General features: G+C 38.3%; 22 protein-coding genes. 5 read left to right on the top strand and 17 right to left on the bottom strand.

Features of this window, described 5'->3' with window-relative positions; translation table 11 throughout:
- Positions 1–30: 30 nt before the first annotated feature.
- Positions 31–261, bottom strand: coding sequence for a hypothetical protein (locus G4P69_RS26325; protein ID WP_208340324.1), 231 nt, complete (start codon positions 259–261; stop codon positions 31–33).
- Positions 262–348: 87 nt separating this feature from the next.
- On the opposite strand from G4P69_RS26325, the gene G4P69_RS26320 reads away from it, so the two are divergent.
- A complete protein-coding gene (locus G4P69_RS26320; protein WP_208340323.1) occupies positions 349–1344 on the top strand; it encodes a glycosyltransferase in 996 nt (331 codons plus the stop codon).
- A gap of 237 nt (positions 1345–1581) precedes the next feature.
- Here the strand turns inward: G4P69_RS26320 and G4P69_RS26315 are convergent, their stop codons facing one another.
- The 9 genes from G4P69_RS26315 to G4P69_RS26275 all read right to left on the bottom strand — a co-directional run bounded on the left by G4P69_RS26315 (position 1582) and on the right by G4P69_RS26275 (position 12206).
- Positions 1582–2580, bottom strand: coding sequence for a polysaccharide deacetylase family protein (locus G4P69_RS26315; protein ID WP_208352307.1), 999 nt, complete (start codon positions 2578–2580; stop codon positions 1582–1584).
- 438 nt (positions 2581–3018) lie between these two features.
- Entirely contained in the window at positions 3019–4263 is a 1245-nt protein-coding gene (locus G4P69_RS26310; RefSeq protein ID WP_243902251.1) for a mannosyltransferase family protein, read from the bottom strand.
- A gap of 118 nt (positions 4264–4381) precedes the next feature.
- The gene (locus G4P69_RS26305; protein ID WP_243902250.1) at positions 4382–5800 is read right to left on the bottom strand and encodes a DUF2079 domain-containing protein; all 1419 of its coding nucleotides are present in this window, start codon (positions 5798–5800) and stop codon (positions 4382–4384) included.
- Positions 5775–7121 (bottom strand): mannosyltransferase, encoded by a 1347-nt coding sequence (locus G4P69_RS26300; RefSeq protein ID WP_208340321.1) that lies wholly within the window; start codon positions 7119–7121, stop codon positions 5775–5777. The genes G4P69_RS26305 and G4P69_RS26300 overlap by 26 nt, the downstream gene beginning before the upstream one ends.
- A gap of 8 nt (positions 7122–7129) precedes the next feature.
- Positions 7130–8527: a DUF2079 domain-containing protein gene (locus G4P69_RS26295; RefSeq protein ID WP_208340320.1), complete on the bottom strand. Its 1398-nt coding sequence runs from the start codon at positions 8525–8527 to the stop codon at positions 7130–7132.
- 96 nt (positions 8528–8623) lie between these two features.
- Positions 8624–9931: a glycosyltransferase family 39 protein gene (locus G4P69_RS26290; RefSeq protein WP_243902249.1), complete on the bottom strand. Its 1308-nt coding sequence runs from the start codon at positions 9929–9931 to the stop codon at positions 8624–8626.
- An 89-nt stretch (positions 9932–10020) separates the two neighbouring features.
- Positions 10021–10389, bottom strand: a complete 369-nt coding sequence (locus G4P69_RS26285; RefSeq protein ID WP_208340319.1) for an EamA family transporter — start codon at positions 10387–10389, stop codon at positions 10021–10023.
- 12 nt (positions 10390–10401) lie between these two features.
- Positions 10402–11391 (bottom strand): glycosyltransferase family 2 protein, encoded by a 990-nt coding sequence (locus tag G4P69_RS26280; RefSeq protein ID WP_208340318.1) that lies wholly within the window; start codon positions 11389–11391, stop codon positions 10402–10404.
- Positions 11392–11450: 59 nt separating this feature from the next.
- Positions 11451–12206 carry a class I SAM-dependent methyltransferase gene (locus G4P69_RS26275; RefSeq protein WP_208340317.1) on the bottom strand — a complete coding sequence of 252 codons (756 nt, stop codon included), beginning with the start codon at positions 12204–12206 and terminating at the stop codon, positions 11451–11453.
- A gap of 347 nt (positions 12207–12553) precedes the next feature.
- Between G4P69_RS26275 and G4P69_RS26270 the strand changes: the two genes are divergently transcribed.
- From G4P69_RS26270 to G4P69_RS26260, 3 genes are all read left to right on the top strand, one after another.
- Positions 12554–13702: a Rho GTPase-activating protein gene (locus tag G4P69_RS26270; protein ID WP_208340316.1), complete on the top strand. Its 1149-nt coding sequence runs from the start codon at positions 12554–12556 to the stop codon at positions 13700–13702.
- A 313-nt stretch (positions 13703–14015) separates the two neighbouring features.
- Positions 14016–15554, top strand: a complete 1539-nt coding sequence (locus G4P69_RS26265; RefSeq protein ID WP_243902248.1) for a DUF2079 domain-containing protein — start codon at positions 14016–14018, stop codon at positions 15552–15554.
- A gap of 254 nt (positions 15555–15808) precedes the next feature.
- Entirely contained in the window at positions 15809–16987 is a 1179-nt protein-coding gene (locus G4P69_RS26260; RefSeq protein WP_208340314.1) for a 1-deoxy-D-xylulose-5-phosphate reductoisomerase, read from the top strand.
- Between the two features lie 88 nt (positions 16988–17075).
- On the opposite strand, the gene G4P69_RS26255 is transcribed toward G4P69_RS26260, so the two are convergent.
- The 4 genes from G4P69_RS26255 to G4P69_RS26240 form a co-directional block, all read right to left on the bottom strand.
- Positions 17076–17576 carry an acyl-CoA thioesterase gene (locus G4P69_RS26255; RefSeq protein WP_208340313.1) on the bottom strand — a complete coding sequence of 167 codons (501 nt, stop codon included), beginning with the start codon at positions 17574–17576 and terminating at the stop codon, positions 17076–17078.
- Positions 17577–17746: 170 nt separating this feature from the next.
- Positions 17747–18091 (bottom strand): DUF1815 family protein, encoded by a 345-nt coding sequence (locus G4P69_RS26250; protein WP_208340312.1) that lies wholly within the window; start codon positions 18089–18091, stop codon positions 17747–17749.
- Between the two features lie 788 nt (positions 18092–18879).
- Positions 18880–19092, bottom strand: coding sequence for a DUF2839 domain-containing protein (locus tag G4P69_RS26245; RefSeq protein WP_208340311.1), 213 nt, complete (start codon positions 19090–19092; stop codon positions 18880–18882).
- Positions 19093–19388: 296 nt separating this feature from the next.
- Positions 19389–20963, bottom strand: coding sequence for an ATP-dependent DNA helicase (locus G4P69_RS26240; protein WP_208340310.1), 1575 nt, complete (start codon positions 20961–20963; stop codon positions 19389–19391).
- Between the two features lie 295 nt (positions 20964–21258).
- Here G4P69_RS26240 and G4P69_RS26235 point away from each other — a divergent pair, with 295 nt between their 5' ends.
- Entirely contained in the window at positions 21259–22224 is a 966-nt protein-coding gene (locus G4P69_RS26235) for a M48 family metallopeptidase (RefSeq protein WP_208340309.1), read from the top strand.
- Positions 22225–22352: 128 nt separating this feature from the next.
- On the opposite strand, the gene G4P69_RS26230 is transcribed toward G4P69_RS26235, so the two are convergent.
- The 3 genes from G4P69_RS26230 to G4P69_RS26220 form a co-directional block, all read right to left on the bottom strand.
- Positions 22353–22592 carry a DUF2283 domain-containing protein gene (locus tag G4P69_RS26230; protein WP_208340308.1) on the bottom strand — a complete coding sequence of 80 codons (240 nt, stop codon included), beginning with the start codon at positions 22590–22592 and terminating at the stop codon, positions 22353–22355.
- A 557-nt stretch (positions 22593–23149) separates the two neighbouring features.
- Positions 23150–24004: a hormogonium polysaccharide biosynthesis protein HpsJ gene (gene hpsJ-B / locus G4P69_RS26225; protein ID WP_208340307.1), complete on the bottom strand. Its 855-nt coding sequence runs from the start codon at positions 24002–24004 to the stop codon at positions 23150–23152.
- Between the two features lie 149 nt (positions 24005–24153).
- Positions 24154–24750 (bottom strand): glyoxalase-like domain protein, encoded by a 597-nt coding sequence (locus tag G4P69_RS26220; RefSeq protein WP_208340306.1) that lies wholly within the window; start codon positions 24748–24750, stop codon positions 24154–24156.
- Positions 24751–24864: the final 114 nt, after the last annotated feature.

Genomic DNA, 24864 nt, shown 5'->3' with positions numbered 1-24864 from the left:
GTTTACGAAATGCTTTGGTAACACTCGATTTCATTGCTTGACCGGAAAAACTTCGTCTAATGGAACCGTATCACCGTTCACAATTTCTTGCCGAACCATATCAGCTAATCGATCCCATTGTTCGTCAGTCGTTGACTCAAACTGTTCTGTCCACGTCTGTTCGTCTTTGAGTTCAGCTATGAGGCGGGACGCGATCGCATCTTGCTGATCTGCGGGAAGTTTCTGGATTTCTTCGATAACTCGTTGAAGAAGTTCAGTCATAGTTTTATGGGATATAAACTATAGCAAATACACTACTATTTTATCTAATTTAATCTTGTCTGTTCTTGTATTCCGAGTTCTTCCTCAATGAGAAAACTTTACTTTTTACTTCCTGGCACAGATGGTAAATTTGCTTGTGGTGGTCTTTGGGCAGAGTTAAAGACAATTGAGCTTGCTAAGAGGATTTGTAGCGCTGATATTGTGACTTATCGTCAAAGGGAGGATGGTAAACTTTTCTTAGATGATCTGCTCAAGCAAAAAAATTTAGATGATCTCATTTTTGTAATGAGTTGGGGATTTGATATAGCTCAGCTTGCAGCCAAGCTTGAAAAATACAATCTCGTTTATCATGCTCACAGTGCAGGCTATAAATTTAGACTTTCTTCAAAAATTCCTATCATCACTGTTAGCCGAAATACAATGGGGTATTGGGGACAAAAATCACCAAATTCTCTCATTTACTACCTACCCAATGAAATTGGTGATAATTTCCAAAATCTGAACCTTTTCCGAGATATTGATGTTTTAGTTCAAACTCGGAAATCTTCTGAGTATTTGATGCAAGAATTGATTCCTGCATTGCAAAAACTTTGTAATGTATTTGTTGTTGATTCTTATATTGAAGATTTAGCTGGACTATTTAATCGAACTAAGATTTACCTCTATGACTCTGCTGAATATTGGATGCAACAGGGTGTTAGTGAAGGATTTGGTCTACAGCCAATGGAAAGCCTCGCTTGTGGGTGTCTTGTTTTTTCAAGTGTTAATGGTGGACTATCTGATTATTTAGATCCTGGATTTAATTGCTATAAAATTGCTGGATATTCAAAAGAATACGATATTCGGCGTATCACAAATGCACTTCAATCATGGGAACCTCTCACTTTATCTCCAGGAATTTTTGAAGAGTATAGAAGCGCAAATATTACTCGTCGTTTTAAAGTTCTTCTAGAAGAGATAAATGATTTTTTTGATTACAAAATACATCACAATTCTGATATTAAAAACTTAACAAGAATGCATATTGCTAAATTAAGAGTTCAAAGGATATATGGCAAGCTAAGGAAGAGATATTTCAGCTAAAACCTGGTTTAAATTTTAAGCAAAAATCCGCGTCTGTAGAGACACGGACTAACTCAATACTTATGATTGAAGTCTTCTATATAATGCGTTCAATAGAAGTATGTAAAATAACTTTATAATCCGGCTAACTAGGAAAAAAGACTACACACACCGATAATAACAATCGATATTGATAAAATCAAATAGTTAAACAGATCAATTGAATACCAGTTAATTATAGTTACCTCTAATTTTCGGTTATTGGTTTTTAGCTGGCGTTATATTCTTATCTGGGTTCTGAGTTAGCTTTTTAGCTGTCTTCCTATTTTTTGTTTGAGCCTGAATAGACGGTTTAGTAGGTGGTGTTGTCTTCTTATCTTTATCTTGCTGTTCTAAAAGTTCTGGAATAGTTACAAAACTATACCCCTGCTTGCGAAAATTATTAATAATTTCTGGCAAAGCTTCAACTGTATGGGCACGATTACCACCACCATCATGCATAAGCACAATACCACCAGGTTTTGCTTCTCTCATGACATTACGAATTAACCTTGGCACAGGTGGACGGCTGTAATCTATGGAGTCTGATGACCACATGATAATAGCGTATTTTTTGCTTTTTGCATAATCAACGACTCCATTACGCATGATTCCACCAGGTGGTCGAAACAAATTAGTTTTAACTCCCGTAATCTGGTAAATTAAATTCGTTGTGCTTTCTATTTCAAAAGCTGCTGCTTGTGGGTTCATATAATGGTACCAGTGGTGCCAAGTATGATTACCAAGAACATGTCCTTCAGCTACAACCCGTTTACCCAAATCTGGATAAATCTTTAAGTTTTGCCCAATTTGGAAAAATGTGGCTTTAATATTATTTTTTTTCAATATGTCTAATATTTGTGCTGTAGACTCAGGCCAAGGACCATCATCAAAGGTAAGAGCAATTAATTTTTTACCTGGACTGAGTTGCGCTTCATCAATTGTTTCTCCTAGATAATGTGTTGCAACATCGTACGAAATACCTTTAGCTTTTGCTTCTTGCTGCCAACTTGTCAGCATCGCCGCCTTAAATTTTTCAACACGTTGTTGAGTCTCTGTTCCAGCAGTTAGATCCTTTGAATTTATAGATTGTTCACTCTGTGCCTTAGACAGTTTTGGGTTGACAGGTAAAATTAAGCCAACGCCAAAAGCACCACACAAAACAGTTAGCGCAATTATTATCCCTTGCGGCCAAATTAACGACTTATTATTTTCCACTTCATATCTCCTTCACAGGTCAAACCGCCATTTTACGGTTATGACAGTATGTCATAGCACAGATATTTTAGGTATTAGATACTTAACTAGGTTCTGAGAATCCTGAAATTTTAGTATAGATTAACAGAATTTCAGGAAATAGACAAATAAATTATATAGATTTTAACCAAGCTTAGATAGGCTGACTTTATACAATTGCCACTTCTCATAGTGGAAATGAGCAACAACTATGTTAACTATAAAAATATAAACATTTAGTATGCTTGAGTGTGGCTAAAACTTAGTTTCCTAATGAAAGCAGCATATTATACTACTTCTCGTTATTTTAGCTACAAGAAAATGTTAATTTTTTAGACAGCCGCTTACTGCTTTTACCCCCTTTTTTTAAAGCTAGACGCAAATTAACTCAAGATAGTTTCTCTCAGTCAAAGAATAAACTTATGCTACCCATTGACCTTGAGCAAATCGCACAGCAAAGCTTGCTAGTATAATCGAGAATATGCAGATAACTGCGTATCCCGCACGACGATGACGAGCAAGCACTAAACCTAATGCAACTGACAACGATACAATACCATAAGCCAAACGATTTAAGGAAATTGTACCCCCAGATGCAAGTAACATAGTGATACCGCAAAAACCGTAAACAACAGTAATAGAGCTAACTGTATCACGTACAAGCCATAATAAATATATACCACCAAAAATCATTACAATGTTAGTCAAAGGATCGCCTGCTAACAACCACAGAGATAATCCCAACCCAAAGAACCCATATTGAATGTTTCTAGTGGACAATTTTTGACTTAAGAGCCATAATAGAAAACCGCTAGTAATAATAACTACAAATAGCACTGGATGTAAAAAATCTCTAATGTAGCCATACTTCCAATTAGTAGAACCTACTACGATTTGCATAAGCATCTTCCACCAATGCACCCAGTCGAAACCAAGTTTTGGACGCCAAGCTTTCTGCTGATCTAAAAATGCTAGAGGATCCCCAAGTTTGATTTGGCAATAAAGGCTAAATAGAAAAAGACCACTTCCAGCAGCTATACTGGCGATGTAAGCTTTTATACCTCTACGTTCAATGGCAGTCACCAGAAAAAGAGCAGGTATTAACGCTATTCCTGTGGGACGACTAGAAGTGGCTAAAGCACCCCAAAGAGCAGTAAGAGTATATTGTTTTTTATCAAAAGCCCTCAAAGCAGCCGTGCTAAACAAAAGATACAGCCCTTCTGCATAAATGACTGTTCCGAATAATGATAGGGGAGACCATAATAACACAGATGTTGTCCATCGTGCAACACCTACACCGTGCCGGTCACTCATCCAAGCATACAATACGATCGCCGCTCCTAAAAAAGCAAGGTTGTTTACCAATGTCCCTGCAACTTCAAAAGGTAAGCCTAAATTCATTAATGCTCGAGTTAATAAAGGGAGCAAGGGAAAAAATACAATGAATACAAGTTCTTTTTGATTAATTAAGTAATCATAACCATAAGTTGTAATTCTTTCATAAAATGTGCTATCCCAACAAGAAAAAACATGCCACCCCTGTGCGCCCGGTTTAAACAAAGGAGCAATTATCAACATAGCTATACATATAAATATTCTGCTGGCAAGCCACATTGAGATAGGAAAAAACAACTCATAGCGACTTATATTTTTGAATTGGTTCATTTAAATAACTCCTAATAAATTAATATAAAAAAATCTTTGTAGTTTTTTTTACAAAATTAGAGTGCAATATTGACGAAGTTCCTAAAGCACCAATAATGATTTAGTTATTACCTATTTTTTATTGCGTTCTTTTGAAGAAATAAACATCATCACGCTCAAAGCCTAATTTAAACTTTGGATGACTCTTTAGTTGATTTACGTAGCTAGCAGCTAATTTTTTATGCTCTCGCGAAAAGGCATGTCGGGTGTTGAGCAATATATAATCAAATATAGTAAAATCAATACTTCTAGCTTCAGGAGATAATAACCTAATAAATTTCCGCTCTGATAAATGAGGAGCAATTTCATCTATAGTTAGAACATTGCCTTTAGTTTCTACTCTTGATATTGCTTCCCGAGTGGCTTGCCAAGTATCGAGAGATGAAAGATACTTTGACCAAAAAAAACTATACTTAGCCAAGGCTAAAAAAGCTAATAGAGACCATAAAGCGATGACGCGTTTATTTTTTACCCATCCTCGATTAGCAGCTTGACTGTTTATTACAACCACAAATAAAAATGGTAGAACAGCTAGAGAATACTGATGGATTAAATCTTTTTGTGGTTGATAGTTAGCCAGAAGGTTAATGACTAAAATTGGCACAGCACCGATCAAGGGTGCCATTCCAGAAAGCGAAAACCCCCAAATTACAGGTGTTACTAGTAACAGCAAGTATCCTATATTAGCTGAGGAAAATACTTTGCCTAAAAAGACTTGTGGATGAAAAAGTAAATTTTGCGCCATTTCAGGAAACGAGTGTCCTAGATAGCTATACCGGTAAATATGACGGTCAACCGATGCCGCAGCACCACCAAAATAAGGGATAATACCTTTGGTTGCAATCACAAACCAAGCGATCCCGCTAAGAATTGCGATCGCGCCATACAAACGTCGCTTCTCAAACAGCAGCAGCCAAACTCCCATCGCCGCTACACTTAAAGACAATACCGCCTTACATCCAAAGACTACGAGAATACTTGAACAAAACCACCAAATATGCTTTCCTCTAGCTGACCATACTGCCATTAACAATGCTGGAACTGCAAGAACATCTGGATGGAAATCAAACAAATTAATATTAAATACCAGTGGATACAACAGGTAAGCTGAGGTAATTATAAATGCTTGGTTATCTTTTAATTCTGCTTGTCGTGCTAACAGCCAAATTGGTAAAGCCGCGATCGCCAAAGCCACTGATTGGACAGCCAACAACCAATATACACTTGGGTATATTTTGTATAATGCCGCTAATGGATATAAAATCCAAGCTGCATGATCACCAAGAATGTGGAAATCAATAATAGATGAAATTGGTTGCTCTCCAATACTTATTAAATAAACAGCTTGGTCAAAAATTGCTAAATCTAAAGCAGTTGATTGAAAAAGAAAGTGCCTTACGCTACTACAGATGAATAAAATTAAACTACTTCCAGCTACCATTAAACTGACGGTACTGAAATTTACCTTTCTTTTAACCAAGCCATTTATTTTGACCATAATTAACCCATTGTTGAACTAGAAAAATAGCAGAAATTAAAGTAAACCAGATTAGAGTACTATATTTTGTTTTACCTGGAATACACCGATATATATATCCAAGTGCCATAAAAAAGAAAGGTAATGCAAATACAAATCTAGCTAGACTAAATAGACGATCTTGTGTAAAGAATACGATAATTGAATGAATAGCAGCAAAGTAAAGGCAAAACCAAAAAATATAGTTTTTAGATAAACTGTAAGTGTAATCTAAAATTGCCAGTTTATTTACTTTATTTTTTTTGAATCTAAAATAATTAAAACTGTATAAAATAACCAATAAAGGTGGATATACAAATAATATATTCCATAAAAATGATTCAGGCTTGTATATATAGGGTTCTGCTTGAATCGTTTTACAGTAAACAAAAATAAATGCAATAGCTAAAAGTATCAAAGCAAAATAAAGTCCCAAAATATCAAATAATAATGACTTGGGAAAAAATAACAATTCTAGATGAAGCCCTAACTTTTTACCCCAAATTTGTTGTTCTAGAAAAGGAGCAAAAAAATTTCCCCTAGTTTTTAAACAAAAATTTCCGTATATAGAGTATCCCAATAGGGATGATATCCATATTGTGAGAGTCATCTTAATTTCATGTATATATTTTTGAAATTTTTTAAAATTAAATTCTTTTCGTTTTAGTATCTCAAAACAAAAGATTGTACATAAGGCAGCTATGCTTGAAAATAATATCTGTATCAATACTGGGCGAGTTAAAGCCATTAAAAAAGCGAGAATAGAAATAAAAATAATTTTTATATATTCTTTGAGCTTTAATTGAGGAAGGCAAATCCAAATAAAAAGAGTACTCAGGGTTGCAAATAAGCTTTCTGTATAACCTATAACTCTAAAGATTGCCATAGGATTCACAGTATAGGCAATCATTAATAAAAAAGCTAATTTGACGCGTTCTAATCCTGTTTGAAAAACAAAAAAAAGCAACCAATTTGAAATAAAGAATAGAGATGTTGCTACTATTGAAAAATAGTGTGCAGCCTGTTCTATACTTTGAGGATGAAACAAGTTACGAATGATAAAAGGCCAAAGAGGATAGAAAGCATCACAACTAGGATTCAGGGCTTTATAAGCGTATAGCTCTACATCCCAGTAGTAACTACGAGAACGCTGTGAAGGAATTTCGTGAAGTAATTTTGATTCAGAAAAAAACTTATGAAAAGCTTCGGGATACATGAACATACCGAAAGCCGCACAAAGAATAAAGGCACTGCATATAATTAAAGGTAAAATACATGTAATGATAACTCTTTTTCTGGTCATTTCCTTGACTATTTTTTTACAAATAAATACACATCATCCCGTTGATAACTTGGCTTAAAGGATTGCTGATTTTTTAATTGATTTACCAAGCTAGTAGCAAACTCTTGACTACTTGCCCAGCCAGGATGACGGACGTTGAGTAAGACGTAATCAAAGGTATTTAAATCAATGGGTGGAGAGTGGGCATCTGTCAAGTTAATAAACTTTCGCTGTGATAAGTGTGGAGAAATTTCTGCCGTGGTGTAGACACTACCTTTTTTTTGGACTTGGGCGATCGCGTCTCGTGTCGCTTGCCAAGTATCTATAGGTATTAAATATCTAGACCAAAAATAACCAAACTTTGCCAGTGCCAAAAATGCTACTAATGCCCATAATATGATGTTACGTTTGTGTTTTAACCATCCTTTGCCAACAGCAAGGCTTTGAATCACAATCAAAAATAAAAATGGTATGGCAGGTAAAGAGTATTGATGAATTAAATCTTTTTGCAGTGGATCATCAGCTAAAAGGTTGAGCGCTAAAGTCGGCACAGCGCCAATCAAAGGCGTTATTCCTGAAAGCGAAAATCCCCAGATAACAGGCGCTAAAAGTAAAACCAGATAGAACAAGTTATCAACAGAAAAAACTTTGTTGAAGATAAGTTCTGGGTGGAAGAGCAAATTTTGAAAGATTTCTGGAAATGAATGTCCGAGATAGCTGTATCGACTAATATGACGTTCCACTGATGCTGCTGTACCACCAAAGTAAGGGATGATTCCTTTGGTGGTAATCATAAACCATATGATCCCTGTGATAATTGCGATCGCACCGTACAAACGCCGTTTCTCAAATACCAGTAGCCAAACACCTAGCGCGATCACTGTTAAAGATAATACCTCTTTACATAGAAAAACTAACACCAGACTTGCACAAAACCACCAAATTTGTTTTGTTTTAGCTGCTAACACCGCCGCCAATAGCGCTGGCAGTGCGATGACATCTGGGTGAAAGTCAAACAAATTGATATTAAATATGAGTGGATATAGTAAATATGCTGTTGCGATCGCAACTCCAAGGTTATTACTCAATCCTGCTAATCTTGCTAAATACCAAATTGGTAAACTTCCTATTGCCAAAGCAAATGCTTGTACAGCAAATAACCAATAGACACTCGGAAAAATTTTGTACAGTACAGCCAAGGGGTAGAACACCAAAGCCGCATGATCACCAAGAATATGAAACCCAAGGAAAGAAGACACAGGTTTCTCTCCTTGACTGATTAAATAAACAGCCTGATCAAAAATACCTAAATCCCAAGCAGTTGATTGAAAAAGAAGGTGTCGTACGCTGCTGGAAGCAAATAAAATTAAAGCACTAATGCCAATGAGCCAACCAACAGCACCCGGAATAATCAGTTTTTTTTCCATTTTATTAGGAGGGAGCAGAGGGCAGGGGAGCAGAAGGGCTTAAACCCAAAGAGAAACAGATTATTCTTGACTGATAACTGATAACTGATAACTGTCTCAAGCTACCCAGAGTTTGTGAGCAAATCGCACACTTAAATTTAAGAGTGGAAAAGCAAAAAAGACGATAACTGGGTATCCCCATCGTGGATAACGGGCAAGTAACAGCCCAAACGCAAACGATAGCGACACAATACCATATGCATAGCGTTCAACAGAAGCAGTAAGTCCTGTATTAAAAATTAAGCCAAAACAGCAAAATCCATATACAACTGCAACAAGAGGAAGTTGACTACGCGAGAACCATAACAAAACGAGTCCACCAAAGATGAGTGTGAGTTTAACTAATGGATCGCCAGAGAATGGATCGTCTGGTAAAGGCTGGTATGTTAAAAACCAGAGCAACATCCATAAAAGGGAAAATCCGTAGCGCATTTTGGCAAAACCAAGCTGCAAACGAAAACGCCATAATAAAAAACCACAACAAATAATCATTGCAAACAGCAGTGGATGCCAAATATTTTCAATAGAACCGTCATCATATGTTTCACCAACTACAATTTGCATGAACATGTCCCACCAACCATCCTGTGCAAAGCCGAATGAAGGACGCCATGCTTTTTGAGCATGAAAGAAAGCCAAAGCATCGCCAAATTTAATCTGGCAATACAAACTGAACAAAAATAGACCAGTACCAGCAGCTAAACTAGCAAGGTAGGCTTTTATTCCTCTGCGCTCTTTCCAAGCAACAAATAAAAAACTTGGTATAAGCATAGCTCCACTGACTCGTGTTGCTGTCGCTAAGGCTCCCCAGAATGCTGTCCAGAGATGCTGCTTTTTATCAAAAGCGCGTAAAGCTGCCGTGCTACATAATAGAAACAGTCCTTCTGTGTAAATGACTGTTCCGTAAAGTGAATAAGGACACCACGCTAAAGCAGCAGTTGACCACATAGCAGCATTTTTACCATGATGCTCTGCTACCCAAAAATATAACAGTATCAACGCACCTAAAAATGTTAAATTGCATACTAGTACACCTGCAACTTCAAAAGGGAAGCCGAAGGTCATAAGTAGGCGAATGATTAAAGGAAATAATGGGAAAAATGCTATAGAATGCTGTTTATTATCAAGTGCGTAGTCGTAACCAACAGTTGCTATTTTTTGATACCAAATACTGTCCCATGCTGAAAAAGCTTTCCAGCTAAATGTAGCAGGAGGACTATCAGGTGGAACTGGAAATACAGGAGCAATCAATAATATAAAGATGGCGATCGCTAGTCTGCTAGATAGCCACATTGCTATCGGAAAAGCAATATTTATAGATTGAGAATTATTGATAGCGAACTTTTTAGATATATTATGCATCATAATTAACAGTTTTTGGTTATGGATTAGGTCTTTTACTTTTCGTTAAAAATTCAAAAATAACTATTACCGAATAACAAATAACAAGAATTCTATTTTCGCCAGATAACTAATATAATTCCACTAACAATAAAGCTCAAACCTAATAAACGAACGAGAGTAATAGATTCTCTAAAAAAGAAATAGCCCAACAAAACTGAGAAAATATAAACTAATGATGATGACGGCGCTGCAATGCTCAAGTTTACTCTAGTTAGCAAGAGGATATAAGTAACAGCACCCATAGCGTAGCAAGCTAGACCTATTAAAAGTTCAGGCGTTGCTATAATGCTAAGAATTTGGTTAAGAGCATTTGATAAATTGACTTTGCCTAACTTAACTGCACCTGATTTTAAGAAGAACTGCCCCGATGTACTAGCTAAAACTGACATTAAGAGTAAAAAAAATTCTTGCAGAGTCACAGAATTATCCTACTATTTATTTTTTTGATGATGATTAGACATTTCAGTCGATTTTGTTGCTGCTCGGTTTATCCCTCCAATTTCTTTGAGAGTGTAAATAGGACGCCCCTTTACCTCTTCGTATATCTGACCAATATATTCGCCTAAAATCCCAATACAAAATAATTGAACGGAACCTAAAAAAAACAACGCTATTGTAATTAGTGTGTAGCCAACTAATGGGGAACTGGCATCAAATAAGCGCCAATAGAGTTCTAGAAATATCATTAACAATGCTAAACCTGCTGAGAGCATTCCTAAATAAGTCGCAACCCTCAGCGGGACTTTGGATAAAGAAATGATTCCGTTAACAGCTAGAGCCCAAGATTTAGCGAAGGTATATTTTTCTTTCCCAGCAAAGCGGGAGTCTCTTTCAAAAGGTATTGCTGTTTGTCGGAAACCTATCCAAGCACGTAAACCGCGAATGTAACGGTTGCGTTCTGGCATTGCATTCAGGATATCGACAACTTGCCTATCCATCAAGCAGAAATCACCTGTATCAGGTGGGATATCTACATCAGCTAGCCGTCTGAGAATCCGATAGAAAACGTAGGCTGTTAAGCGTTTGAGCCAAGTTTCTTTTTTGCGCACTAATCGCTGAGCATAAATAACTTGATAGCCTTGCCGCCATTTTTCAAGCATTTCTAAGATTAGTTCAGGGGGATCTTGCAAATCAGCATCCATCACAATGACGGCTTTGCCACTAGTAAAGTTCAAACCAGCCGTTACTGCAGTTTGATGACCAAAATTACGCGCAAAACTCAGGTAACACACCCGGCGATCGCGACTGTGGAGTTCCCGAATCATCTCTAAAGAGCGATCGCGACTTCCATCGTCAACCAAAATTAATTCCGTCTCGCCGTCTAGTTGTGCCATTACGTTGGTGAGCCGACGATACATTTCTGGAATGCTATCTTCTTCGTTATAAATCGGTATAACTATAGAGTAGATTTGCTCGGTCACAGCTTTTATTTTTATTAATCTCACACTCCTGACTCTAAATAGTAATATGCTTTTTAGTGTCAAGTTTCATAAGTTTGTGTATTTTTTTGTGCTAAAAGCAAAACCGATACACCAAATGGCAGGCTAAACCGATCCATTAAGTGACGTTCGCTAGCAAACAAGAGACTCAAAAACTGATTGATAGGTTTCGGTGGTAAAAGTAAATCATTGCTATTCCCAGAATTGGTATTGCTCCGTATCAATTTTTTGATGATGCGTACTCCAGCAACGATGGGAAACAGAAAACTGTTAAAGTAGCTGCTATAACGTATGCTATACCCAGCTTGGCTTACAACCTGCTTCAGTCCTTTCAACACATAGCGACGTTTGTGGTGGTTAATGTCATCATGTTCACTCCACAAAAACTGATAAGCAGGAACAGTGATTAATAGCCAACCTCCTGGCTTTAATCTTGAATGTAATGTCCGCAGTGCTTGGGCATCGTCATCAAGATGCTCTAAAACATCTAGCATTAAAATCAGGTCATATTTATCAGTAAAAGGAATGTTATCAGGTAGGCTGCCTAACTGCACTTGAACAACTTGCCGTTCATTTGCAAGCTTACAAGCCATTGCCTCTAACTCCATAGCATCAAGGTTGCCATGACGGGCTAGCATTCTCAAGTTACCACCTGTGCCACAGCCAGCTTCTAGAATTTTTGAGTTTTTCGACAGCCGCAGCTTACGAATCACTTGATCTAAAATTAAGCGACGACCAACAAACCACCAATGCTTATCTTCTATAGAGGCATACTGTAAGTAAAAGTCTTTGTCCATAAAATGTTACTAGAGAATTCAGGAGTCAGGAGTCAGAATTCAGAATTCAGAAGTCAGAATTCAGGAGTCAGGAGTCAGGAGTCAGAATAAGATCATGCAGGATTCAAACGTATCACAAATTGTGTACTTGCTAAATTATTCCTGCATGCAGCATCTCCAATACGAAAAGATTTAGCACGCATATTAAAATGACCTATTCATGGTGAATTCTGAACGCCACATTCCTACAAAGGGAAACCCTCACTTCGACAAGCTCAGTACAAAGCCTGCTCTTATTGGCTCCTCCTGACTCCTGACTCCTGACTCCTGAATTCTATTTAATAAACCCCTTACGATTTATCAAAATTATGGGAAAAATAACTAACAAAGAAATTGCTTTCATTCTCAAAGATGCTCAGTCTCGTACAAAAACGGTGACTTCGGCTCGATATGATAGCGAAATTAATTATGTTCTTAGTTGCTATTACTGGCAGTATGGTAGTGCTGATTTAGCCCAATATGCTGATGCTTTAATAGAAAAAATTAATAAAGAGCCTTTGTTTAAATTTCTAAAATCTGTTGACAGTGAAATTCCTAGATCTTTAGAGAAAGGGCAAATGTTAGGCTTAGTTAAGAAATTAGCTAAAACCAAAGTTCGTAAATGGCTAAAGGAAGAAATTCTACCTGAAATAGAAATGTCGATAGCTTTATTTGAAGCAATTTTCTCAATTTCTAGAAGTCACAGAAGACGATTGCAAGAGACTGAAGGCGTTTTACCCATTACTCGGTGGGGAAGTAACAAATATGGCCAGTACCCTATACTATCTATGGTAGGGGTTTTAGGTTTCCTGAAAGCTATGCCGGAAACTTTGCAAGATATAAAGCTTTTTGCTGACAAAGACAGGGCAAAAGAACTCGCCCGAAAACAATCTCAGTTAAATGCTAAACCGCAGTTAGAAGAGATTCTTAATTCTCTAGATCCAAAATACCAATCTGTAAAAAATGATTACTACCTCAAAATTCTAATTACTAGAGAGGATTACCTGGACGCTGTTAGACAAGTAGAAACATTAGTGCAAGACTACGACAAGGCGGAGGTAAGAAAAGCCAATGCTCAAGCGATGGAGTTACGACGACAACAAGCTTTGGAGTTGCAGAAACAAGAGGGGATTGCTAACAAATACAAACCTCTTTCACCTAGCAATCCAGCGGTAATCAGGCTGCTTGAATGGCTTAACAAAGAAGATATGGATTTATTTGTCGTTACAAAAGAGGCAGTTACTTACAACCCCAAAGTTCTTAACGACGATTCTGTACATGAGATTTGTAGTTTAATTCTAGAGTCTAAAAGCTTAGGCGCATCTAACCAAAAACGGTGGAACCAACGAGGAAATACACGGCAGGAAATTAATAATTTTATAGAAGAGCTAGAGGATGCTATTTACTCTCATCCTCTTTTTTCTCCACCAGTTGAAGACTTGCTAGAGCAAGGAAAAGGGAATAAGGAAGCTAGTTGAGATTTTTCATCCGACAAGTTAGCCCAGATGCATTTGGGATACAAAAATAAATTTGAGTATATTGCTTTACTACAGAAAGTGTGAGATAGTTCGTATCAATTTGTATCAACGTGAGGGTAGCATCCCAGTTTTTGAAGGTTAGTGCAAGCATCTTGCACTCCCAAATTATAAATTTAAACATTTGTTATGTGCCGTTGGGCTATTGCCTGTTTCCTGTTCGCTTTTAATTATGTTGTCCAAAAAATTTTACACTTTAAACAATAGAAAAGGCCTTCAGATAACACTAACATGTGCAACGATTTTTTTTGTGTTCATGTTAGTTTTTTCTCTTCATCGCTTCTATACTTTTTTCGCATCTTATGACCAAGCCCTTTTTGACCAACTTTTTTGGAATACTATACACGGGCATTTTTTTCAAGGTTCTCTCTCATCTGGGCAATCAAGCACTTTTATTAAAGATAATCAAATACATACAGTTTTTTATTGCCATTTGGGGCAGCATTTTGTTATTGATTTTTTACTGTGGATGCCTCTATATGCTTTATTTCCGACTGGTGTAACTCTTGTTGTTTTACAAGTTGCTTTAATGACTGCTGCTGGATTAGTTCTCTACGCTTTAGCTCGTCATTATCTTCCTCCTAAAATTGCTGTTTTGATCTCTGCCAGTTTTTACGGTGGTTATGCAGTCATTTCTCCTACTTTTGCTAATTTTTATGAACATTGTCAAATTCCTTTATTTGTCTTCTCTTTATTACTGGCTTTAGAAAAGCGCCGATGGGGTCTTTTTTGGTTATTCGTAATTTTAACGTTAGGAATTCGAGAAGATACAGGAATTATTCTTTTTGGTATTGGTCTTTATCTAACTTTTATTCGTCGCTCTCTAGGCTTGGGTTTAGCTTTATGTGGGGTCAGCTTTGGATACGTCATAGCAGTAACTAATATTGTTATGCCTTTGTTTTCTAATGATAACTCTCGACTCTATTTGAGTGAATATTTTGGTCAGTTCATGACTGGGAAAAATAGTCCTAGTACTCTAGAACTTTTATGGGCTATCTTAACAAACCCTCAAGAACTCTTTAAAAGCTTGTTTCTTCCCTTTGATCGACGGGTGAAATACCTTTTAGGTCAGTGGTTACCTTTAGCATTTATCCCTGCAATTTCTCCTTCCGCGTGGATAATTACAGGTCCTCCATTACTGGTATTGTTGATTCAAAATAGGGTACTTGCTCTTGCCATAAGTGTTCGCTATGCATTGACTGTGGTACCTGGGTTATTTTATGGTGCAATTTTGTGGTGGTCTGAGCATCAAGAAAGATTTAAGCCGCGCTTTCGTCGCTGGTGGATAAGATTTATTGCTCTTTCACTTGTAATTACAATAACTTCTAGTCCAAATAGAGCTTTTTATTTTTTAATTCCCGACTCAATTCATCCTTGGGTTTATATTTCTTTAACTCGACAGTGGGAACATGTAGGACATATTCGCTCACTCATGAATTTTATTCCTGGAGATGCTAGTGTTTCTGCAACCACTGATTTACTTCCCCATCTTGCAACGAGACGTGAGATCATTCGTTTGCCAGCTTTACAATTACAAACTGATTCAAAACAGATTATTGATGTTGATTACGCTTTTGCAGATCTATGGATTATACAACAATACCAACCTGCTTTTAAACACCAACGACAGCAGCTGCGAGATTTTTTGATTTTTATTGACCAGCTTTTAAACGAAAAAAGGTACGGACTTGTTGATGTCCAAGGTGGTGTCGTTCTACTACAAAAAAAAGTGACTTCTCAACCTCAAGCTATGACTCGTTGGTTGAATTTGCGTAAAGAACTGGCAAAGATTTAGGAACTCTTAATGGTTTTCTAGATTTTTCATACAAAAAAGCCAGTAGGTTGGGGAGCCAGTTCTGCAGGAGGGTCTCCCTCCGTAGGAATCTGGCATTTGAGGAACGAAACCCAACATTTATTTAATTGAATTGTTGGGTTTCACTCCGTTCTACCCAACCTACTTAAAGGTTTTCTGGATTTTTTCTATAAAAAAGTACTAAGAGTTACCCGCCAGATTTTATAGTTAATTTGGAGTTAACTATATAAATCATTGTGAAAGCAATTACTCTTCTTGGTTCTACTGGCTCTATAGGTACTCAAACTTTAGACATTGTCACTCAGTATCCCGATCAGTTTCGCATTGTGGGGTTGGCTGCTGGGAATAATGTAGAAATGTTAGCCTCTCAAATTCGGCAATTTCGACCGGAAATAGCAGCAATTTGCTCAAAAGAGAAGTTTTCAGCACTAAAAGAAGCAATACAAGATCTTGATCCCCAACCAATTCTACTAGCTGGAGAAGCAGGAGTGATCGAAGTTGCTCGCTACGGGGACGCTGAAACTGTTGTCACGGGTATTGTTGGTTGTGCTGGGTTACTACCTACCATTGCCGCGATAGAAGCTGGTAAAGATATTGCTTTAGCAAACAAAGAAACTTTAATTGCTGGGGGACCAGTTGTTTTACCATTAGTGGAAAAACATGGAGTCAAATTACTACCAGCTGATTCAGAGCATTCTGCTATATTTCAGTGCCTTCAAGGAGTACCGAAAAACGGTTTGCGCCGAATTTTACTCACTGCTTCTGGTGGTGCTTTTCGGGATTGGGAACCAGAAAAGTTAGCACAGGCAACTGTTGCCGATGCTCTGAAACATCCGAATTGGTCTATGGGGCGTAAAATCACCATAGATTCTGCCACCTTAATGAATAAGGGGTTAGAAGTGATTGAGGCTCACTTCCTTTTTGGTTTAGATTATGAAAAAATCGAAATTGTTATTCACCCTCAAAGCATTATTCACTCGCTGATTGAGCTGCAAGATACTTCAGTTTTAGCTCAACTAGGTTGGCCTGATATGCGTTTACCTTTACTTTATGCTTTATCTTGGCCAGATCGCATTTTTACTGATTGGGAACAACTAGATTTGGTTAAAGCCGGAAATTTAACTTTCCGCGAACCGGATCACAATAAATATCCTTGCATGAAACTGGCTTATGCTGTCGGTAAATCTGGTGGTTCAATGCCAGCTGTGTTAAATGCTGCAAATGAAGAAGCAGTGGCTTTGTTTTTGGCAGAAAAAATTAGGTTTTTAGATATACCTCGGTGTATCGAACGGGTGTGCGATCGCCACCAAAATGATAATCGTCCAAATCCTTCTTTAGACGATATCCTGGCAGCAGATCAGTGGGCGAGACAAGAAGTTTTACAAGCTAGAGAATCTTTAGGGGTTAGGTGTTAGCTGCTGGGGGATAGGGGCTAGTATTCAGGGTTAGAAAAACTGATGGGTTAACATGCTTCTAACGTCCCTGCTCCCTATGGGCTATGCCCTATCCCCTAACTCCCGTTGAAAGTCGAGATAATACATCTTGAACGCTTGCAGGCAGCTGGCGCATTATTTTACCTTTCTCACGATCCAGCGCCACTAGCGTTACTTTAGCAGTCACATATAATTCTTGACTATCTGGCGATTCAATAATATAGTCCCATTTTATCCGAACACCACTTACCTCAGCCATACGGGCTTTTACGACTGCTGGTAGACCTAAATGAAGTGAGCGATGATAGCGTACAGACAAATCTACAACTGGCAAATCACAGCCCAAAGCTACTAAATCGGCAAATTGAATGCCTATTGAGCGGAGGCATTCCACCCGAGCTTCTTCCATCCAAGCAATATATGATCCATGCCATACAATGCCCGCATAATCTGTATGATGAGGTTGTACTCTTACAGGATACTTATACCAATTTTCTAATAACTGAGTTGACGGACTGTCAATGGCGTCAGTGGGAGGAAGTTGTGGTTGATTTTGTTGCTCTTCAGACATAGTTAATACTACAGCACTGGGAGGTAACCTCAGTCACCTTCGCTATTGTGGCATTATCCATTTTAACTGGAAATGAATTAAGTATGAAGTACCCACCCATGCTTCCCAACTAAGTCGCTAAGTGAACTTTTGATCAAAAATTCGCACCATTGACTAAAAAATAAAAGTCCTTAAGCTCGCTTAGCAAGAGTTTTATTACCTGTAAAGCTTGGCACAGGGTGCTTAATCATATTGGCAAGTTCCTGTAATTGATTGACAGCTTCAGCACCCTCTAACTTCATTAATTCTCGGTCATCTCGCATCTCCGTCCACGTGATCCCGTAGTCGGATACTAGAAAGCGAATCAGATGGTTTTCTCCGAGGCTAACCATAAATGAAGCACTGTTCATCTGGTCACCACAGGTATAGCAGGACGCTGGATATCCGCGTCGTTCTAAGACAATCGCTAAGGCTTGGAGATTCATTACCAAGTCTTGGACGAACTGTCTATGTTGTTGTGCTAATCTTAGAAACACGTTATTCCTCCAGACACCACAGTCATTTGAGTCGGTTTTATAATTTTTTTAGGTTTTCGCTTCCACTCGTATTGTATGCTATTCATTACAATTCCCAGACATACATAGAGTTTTTTATTTAGATCTACCTTGTTTACGTTATCCCAAAAACATTTTGGTTGTCGTATCAAAGTATTCAATTTCCAGATTAAGAATATCAGACAGAATAATTAAACTTTGCATTATCTTTACATAGTTCTGTCAGGGTAGGTGCTACTGGCAAACGATCCGATTTAAGAGTAACGCATATTGGCTAGAAGTCAAGCATCGAAAAGATACATATTGACTCTTTATTGAGAATTTACAGTCAAATCCCTATACTCTGGTTACCCAGACGCTTCATTACGTTATTTTTCGCTTATTTAACGATAGAGCTAATCCGCAAGTTTCACAGACCGCTGGACTTCAGTCCAGCACTTTGTAGTCGATCCCCACGTTGTGGTTGCAACTTACAATTTTGTTTGGGTGCCTAGTTACTGATCCTACCGTTTTCCGACAGGGGGAACTGTCCTAATTAACAATCCTAAATATCAAGCCTACGTTGTTGTACGTAATCATTAAATAATAACGAAAGTCAGGAAAACTATGTTGCCATTTAGGCAGTATTTTCCTTGAAATATTTTCAAAAAGTATTCAACTATACCAAGAAAAAAGTAAACTTTAGGAAAAGACAAGCCTAATTCTTTCTTTTGAAGGGTATCTTGTAGGAGAGAACTGGTGTACTCCCCTACAGAGCCTAATGGTATATCTTAGACAACTTGCCACCACCCAAAAGCTGGCCCAATAAAACGAACTGTTACCCACAGTGCAATCATAGCGCCAATGCCTATCCAGGCACCGCGAGTTGACCATTTCACAAATTGTTCTGCTTGGGTTTTGGTAACTGGAACCCAAGGCATGATCCTTTCTTCTTGACCGTATTTTTCTCCTAGTGCGGCTTTACGACGCTTTGCTTCGCCCATAATCTTTAAAATCAAATTTGTCAATGGGATTTGGTGTCAGATAAAGGCTACCTTCCTACTTAATCGTAGGAGTAACACCGTTATCTACTAACCCCAATATGGCTGATGATACCGCTTGCTCGGGAATAAACGCTAGGAAATCTGATTAATTAATAATTTGTAATCATATAAAGAAATAATTAAGAAAAAGTTATTAATGGTCATTGAGCAATAGAGAATATGTACTTCAGAAGTCTAAAAGCCATTTTTCTCTGCTCCCTGCTAAGAGTTCCCTGCTCCCTTCTTAAATCAAGAATCTAATCAGAATTTTCCTTGTTTTCAATAGAAAACAGAGTGGGATCAAGATAATCAATACGTGAGAAAGGACTCAGAGCATTTAGAACTTGGGCACCGTAGCTACGCACAACCACACGGCTATCAAGTAAAGCAACGAGACCTTTATTTTCTCGCACTGGCGCGATCGCCCTTTGAAGTTCATTTAAAGCAACTGGGAACAAGTACAAACGGAACCAATCTTGGTGCGATCTCTTATAATGAGCTACCCTAGCAGCCACTAAAGGGTGCTCCAATGATGGCAGTGGTAAAGTAGCGATAATTAACAGCTGTGGAGCAGGCAAGACTGCTTGATGCTCTCGCCAAAATTCCCAACCACTGACCAAAATACCATTGTCATCCAAACAAGTTTTTTCTACCTGCACTCGTGAACCAAACTCAGAGGCTAGAATTGCCCCCACCTGGGACTTCAAAGGCACATCTCCTACCAGGACTACTGTCAATCCCGACGATGTAGCACTTAAGCACAACAGTGTGCGAACTTTGTGAATAAACGCTCCTTGAAATTCTGGTGTATTTGGTAGAGGTAATTTATATGGTATGTACAGTTGAATTACTGACCTTTGACTATCAGGCGCAAACTTGATAGCAGTTAACTCCTCCAAACCCAAATTCTGACGGAATATGGGAGCTTCAGCTTCTGATTCTACTGCGCTGCCAACTAACACAACAGGTTGCCGTTTCCAGATCGGCGATAGTATTTTCGCTAATTCAACTGGGGCACAGTGCAAAGAAAATAAACCTTGACGACGGGCAATAGTAGCCCATAAAAGTGGAGGGGCGGTTGAAGAAGAAAATTTGCTAGAAAGTGAGAGATTTTCGTTCCTATGTTGAAATAGGTGCCAAAATTGTTTCCAAACCTCGGGTAGATTGGGAAGATCTAGCACTGAATAAAGCCGAAGTAAAATCTCTTCTTCTGACGGAGAAATAAGATAGCATTCGTAAGGATTAGGGGGATGCTGGAATAGTTCTCGCGTAAGTTGCACTCGTGCTGAGCGAATTGCTTCAGCATTTTGAGGGCAAGCAAGCATAAGTTGATCCCAATCATGTGCGTCCAAACTCACACTCAGCTGATGACGCACCCAATCTTCTAGATCGTCAACACCATCAATAATTGTTGGGATACCCTCTGGAAAATGATCTTGTGAAGATAGCTGGGCTTTTAACCAAGCTTCAGGAGAAACTAAGAGAATTCCCTTGAAGTCATCACCTGGCCAAAAATCGCCTGTTCTAATCGGTTTATTAACTTGCAACCACTGCTGCAGACGAGGAATTTCGACTTTCGTAAGGCGTTGCTGCACAGCTACTGAAGCGACAACAATTACAGGACCATGCCACATCAACGCTGATGCTACAAAGCTGGTACGATAACGCCCCTGATAGCCACAAACTGCCCCTACTTGAATTAAAGCACTGCGTCCCAAACGCAAGGCACGAGCTACTAGCCTTGCCATTGTCAAATGATGGGGCCAGCACGGGAAACCTTCCTGCGATCGCAGGAAGTTATGTAGTGACAAATGAACTTCTGCCTCAATCACACGCTTTTAATCCCATACAAAGTAATTTTTATTTGCGATAGCCCCTCTATTTTAGAGTTTGTCCTTTGTCGCCACAATTTTCCGTACTTAGTTGTTAGACTTGCATTCTATCTACTATAGACAGGGGGGTGTTAGGTCTCCAACAGACCAAGTTATTGTGGACAAATCCATTTTCGGTGTCCACTTACACAATTAGTCTCGGTAAAGACTGTCCACCAAGTGGAGAGCCACTTGGAAGAGGTCTACACGAATACGTTACTTTATCCACTGACCAACTATCAGTTACTTTAAATTTATGCCAACCTATACAGGAATTTCCAGTGAAGCTTTCAGGCATCCCTTGGATCGTCAAGCTGAGCAAGCTTTACGCAGTTTACCGGGGTTTGATTTTGCTGCTCGTAAATTTGTAGAATTTTTCGCGGAACGCCCTCAGTTAGTTTATTTAATGGGTAACACCATCCAAATTGGACCACGCCAATATTCTACTATTTACCAAATTTTTCGAGAATGTGTCCGCGATTTGGATATCTATCCTGAACCAGAACTCTATTTAACACAAAATCCCTTAGCAAATAGCTATGCTTTAGGGCAAGACCATCCTTATATAGTCCTCAATACAGGTATATTGGAGTTACTGAACGAAGACGAGATCAGGGCCGTACTAGCTCATGAACTCGGGCATATTAAATGTGGTCATACTATTCTAATTCAAATGGCCATGTGGGTGATGAGTGCTGCCTCTATGATTGGTGAGTTAACTTTTGGTATAGGTAATTTTGTTAGCCAAGGGTTAATTTATGCCTTTTATGAGTGGCGGCGTAAAGCCGAGTTATCCTCAGATCGGGCCGCTTTATTGGTTTTGGATGAATTAAACCCAGTTTTGTCATCAATGATGAAAGTCTCTGGTGGTAGTATAAAATATGCCAATGAATGCAGTTTACAAGAGTTTATCCGTCAGTCGGAAAATTATCACGCACTTGACGAAGACGGACTCAATCAAATTTACAAATTCTTGATTTATAACGGTGGTCAAGGTACGATGCTCAGTCATCCTTTCCCCGTAGAACGATTGCGATATTTACAACAATGGGCTGCCTCAGACGAATATCAGCAGATTAAAAGAGGAAATTATCAGCGATCGCCTGCCGCCGGAGCCGTTGATGTGGCAGTAGAAACTCCCCAAGATGAAGAAGTAAATAAGTTACGTGATCAAATTGAGGAGTTACAAAAAGAAATTAACAGAATTAAAAGAGCGGACTAATAGGTAACAGAAGAATTCAGAAGCCAGAATTCAGGATTCAGAATCAATGGAAATGCGTGTGGGGGCAATACAGTCCTACCAAATTCATGCTGAATTCTGAGTTCTGACTGCTGAATTCTGTCAATACCTTACTTATTAAAAGCAAAGTCAAAATTCGCTTTTAATGGTAGTTCAAATGGTGTTTTTTCTGATAACCTTTTAGAAAAAAATAGAATTTCCAGGTTCTCAATTTCTCCAGTCGTAGGGTTAAGACGAGCAATCACACCATAGTCAATTTCTGCGGGTTCTTGTTCGGGGTATGGGGGTAGAGTGTTGATAGACAAGATGTCTTCAAAGTGATCGTATTCAAACCGTAACTTTGCGCCCATATTGTTGGTATATTGCTATTATTTGGCTAGTATTGGATTACAAGACCACTACATGCAAATGTCCTATAGTCTATTCAGTCTTGTGTTATCAATTCAACATTTGGATTTACTTTTTAGAGAAAGATGGAGAGTTTACTGAACTACCAAAAACCTCATATAATAAGAGGGTGATTTCATTTAAAATTACCTTTTTTAATAATGAAATGACCCTCTATGATCTAGCAAAATTTTAGCGAAAATCTTCAAAGAATGTATTTTCCTGAAAATTGCTACTGTTACAGAAAAATCCCGCTCTAAAGCTTATTATAGCTCTTATTTGCTTGAAAATAAAAAAACAACTATTTTCTTAAAAATCAAAAAACAATTGTGCTGTAAAATCTTTAAAAAGAATTCAGAAGTCGGGTGGAAATTTCGGTATGCTGTCCAACACAATTCTGACTGCTCTTGTTGAACAATGGCTCCTCCTGACTCCTGAATTTTTTATGTTAAATCAGTTAACACAATTCCCTATCCTCCATTGTTGAGGATAGGGATAGATAGCCTCTTATCGACAAAAATTATTTTGTAGCAAGGCTTTCCTCTATTTTAGGCTGGCTTATAGGATCAGGTTTGGTGATTTTAGTCCATCCTGTCCAAGCGATAATAATAAAAGCCATAGATAAAAGTGAACTACTAATACTAATTCGTAGTCCAAACTTCCAGGCTCTATCTCTAGCTTGTTTCTCGGCAACTTCTTTAATCTGGCGAATTTTGCTCAATTCTTGATCTGCAAATGTTTGGGGGTCACTTTGCTTTTCAATATACTGATCTAATTCTTGAGGATTAGCCTTAAAGTTTTTGAACAAGTCTTTAAGAGGTTGGCTAACAGTAGGATCATCAAGAAAGTTCTGATACAGTTGCTCATCTCCGAGTATATCAGTATAACGAGTTTTAAGTTCACTTTTCTGCTTTTCTAAAGCTTCTTTAGTTTTTTCATCACTCAGTTGAGTTTTTAATTGGTTAAGCCTATTTTGGAGCTGGATTTCTTGCTGCTGTGCTTGTAGATTTATTTGCTCTATTGCTTGAAGACTACCTTGACGAACATTATTAAGGTGTATAGGAAATATCAGCAAGAATATCAATCCTAAAAGACCAGACAGTATTATTGCTGGAAATCTCAAATCTATAGGTGGATGACTATCTTCTTCTTGAGAATCAATCCAATAACCAGCAAACAGGAGGCTAAAGCCCACCAAAGGTAGGATTCCCCGCTCAACTAGTGCTGTCATCACCTCAATTTGCCATAAATTATTAGCTACTTGAAAAGGGAACAGCAGAAATAGAAAATCTACAAAAAAAGAAGTAATCAATACGAATCCAGATACTGTCAGTATTCGAGCAGCTTTGATTCCAGCGGCTGAACGATGGTTCATAGTTGTTTGTCCTTGATCAACAAGTCGTCATTACTCTGTTTTAAATTACACTTATCTGAGCATGACAATTTTCTAATTGTACTAAAAGCAAAACAGGGGTAGTTTTGCCTACCCCTGAAACATCTTAACCAAGTCAGCCGATCAAGGCACTAATTTGCAACTTCAGCCATTTCGATAACACGCCCTTCGTAGTCTTTAACCAAGAAATTCAAGGGCTTGCGGTTACGGATCTTGAATTTTAAACCACGCGCTTCCACTCGCAGTAAAATCATTTCCAAACATTCGTGATCAAAGCAAACGTGTCGCTGTTGATTTTTGTCACCTAAGCTAGCTCCAGTTATAACGTGCAGTTGAGTATTTTTCTTTAACTGATACCAAAGACCCTCACTAGCATTCGTCATTCTACCACTGGAAAAAGAGGGACTGTTGGATAGATAAAGGGGATCAACTCCTGTTGCGCCTATTGTTTGCTCGTAGTTGTAGTAGTAGTGCAAGGGCACTTCAGCTACTGGTAGATCAAGCAGTCCTTCATACAACTGTCGCGCAATATCCAAATCCGATACCATAACGGTATATACTTTTGGTGCACTGGTAAGGAATAGCCACATAGCACCAGCGTATGCCGCTAGTAGCATCACCATAATGCCTTGGGTAGAGAAGAGGCTATCTAAGGGTAGAGAGGGCAAAAAAGACCCCAGAGTCAAAGGACTGACCAAGAACTGAGTAACACTAACTGCTATAACCATGAATACATCAAGCAATGTAGAAAGGAGCTGCTTTGGGTTTGATCGATTTCGACTTAAAATTAAGTCCTTCTTTATAGTGTATCAATTACAAAGCCCTCTGGTTGTTAATTTGCA

This window comes from Aetokthonos hydrillicola CCALA 1050 (assembly GCF_017591665.1).
In the GTDB taxonomy this organism is placed as follows: Bacteria; Cyanobacteriota; Cyanobacteriia; order Cyanobacteriales; family Nostocaceae; genus Aetokthonos; species Aetokthonos hydrillicola.
This window is presented reverse-complemented; position numbering and strand designations above follow the sequence as displayed.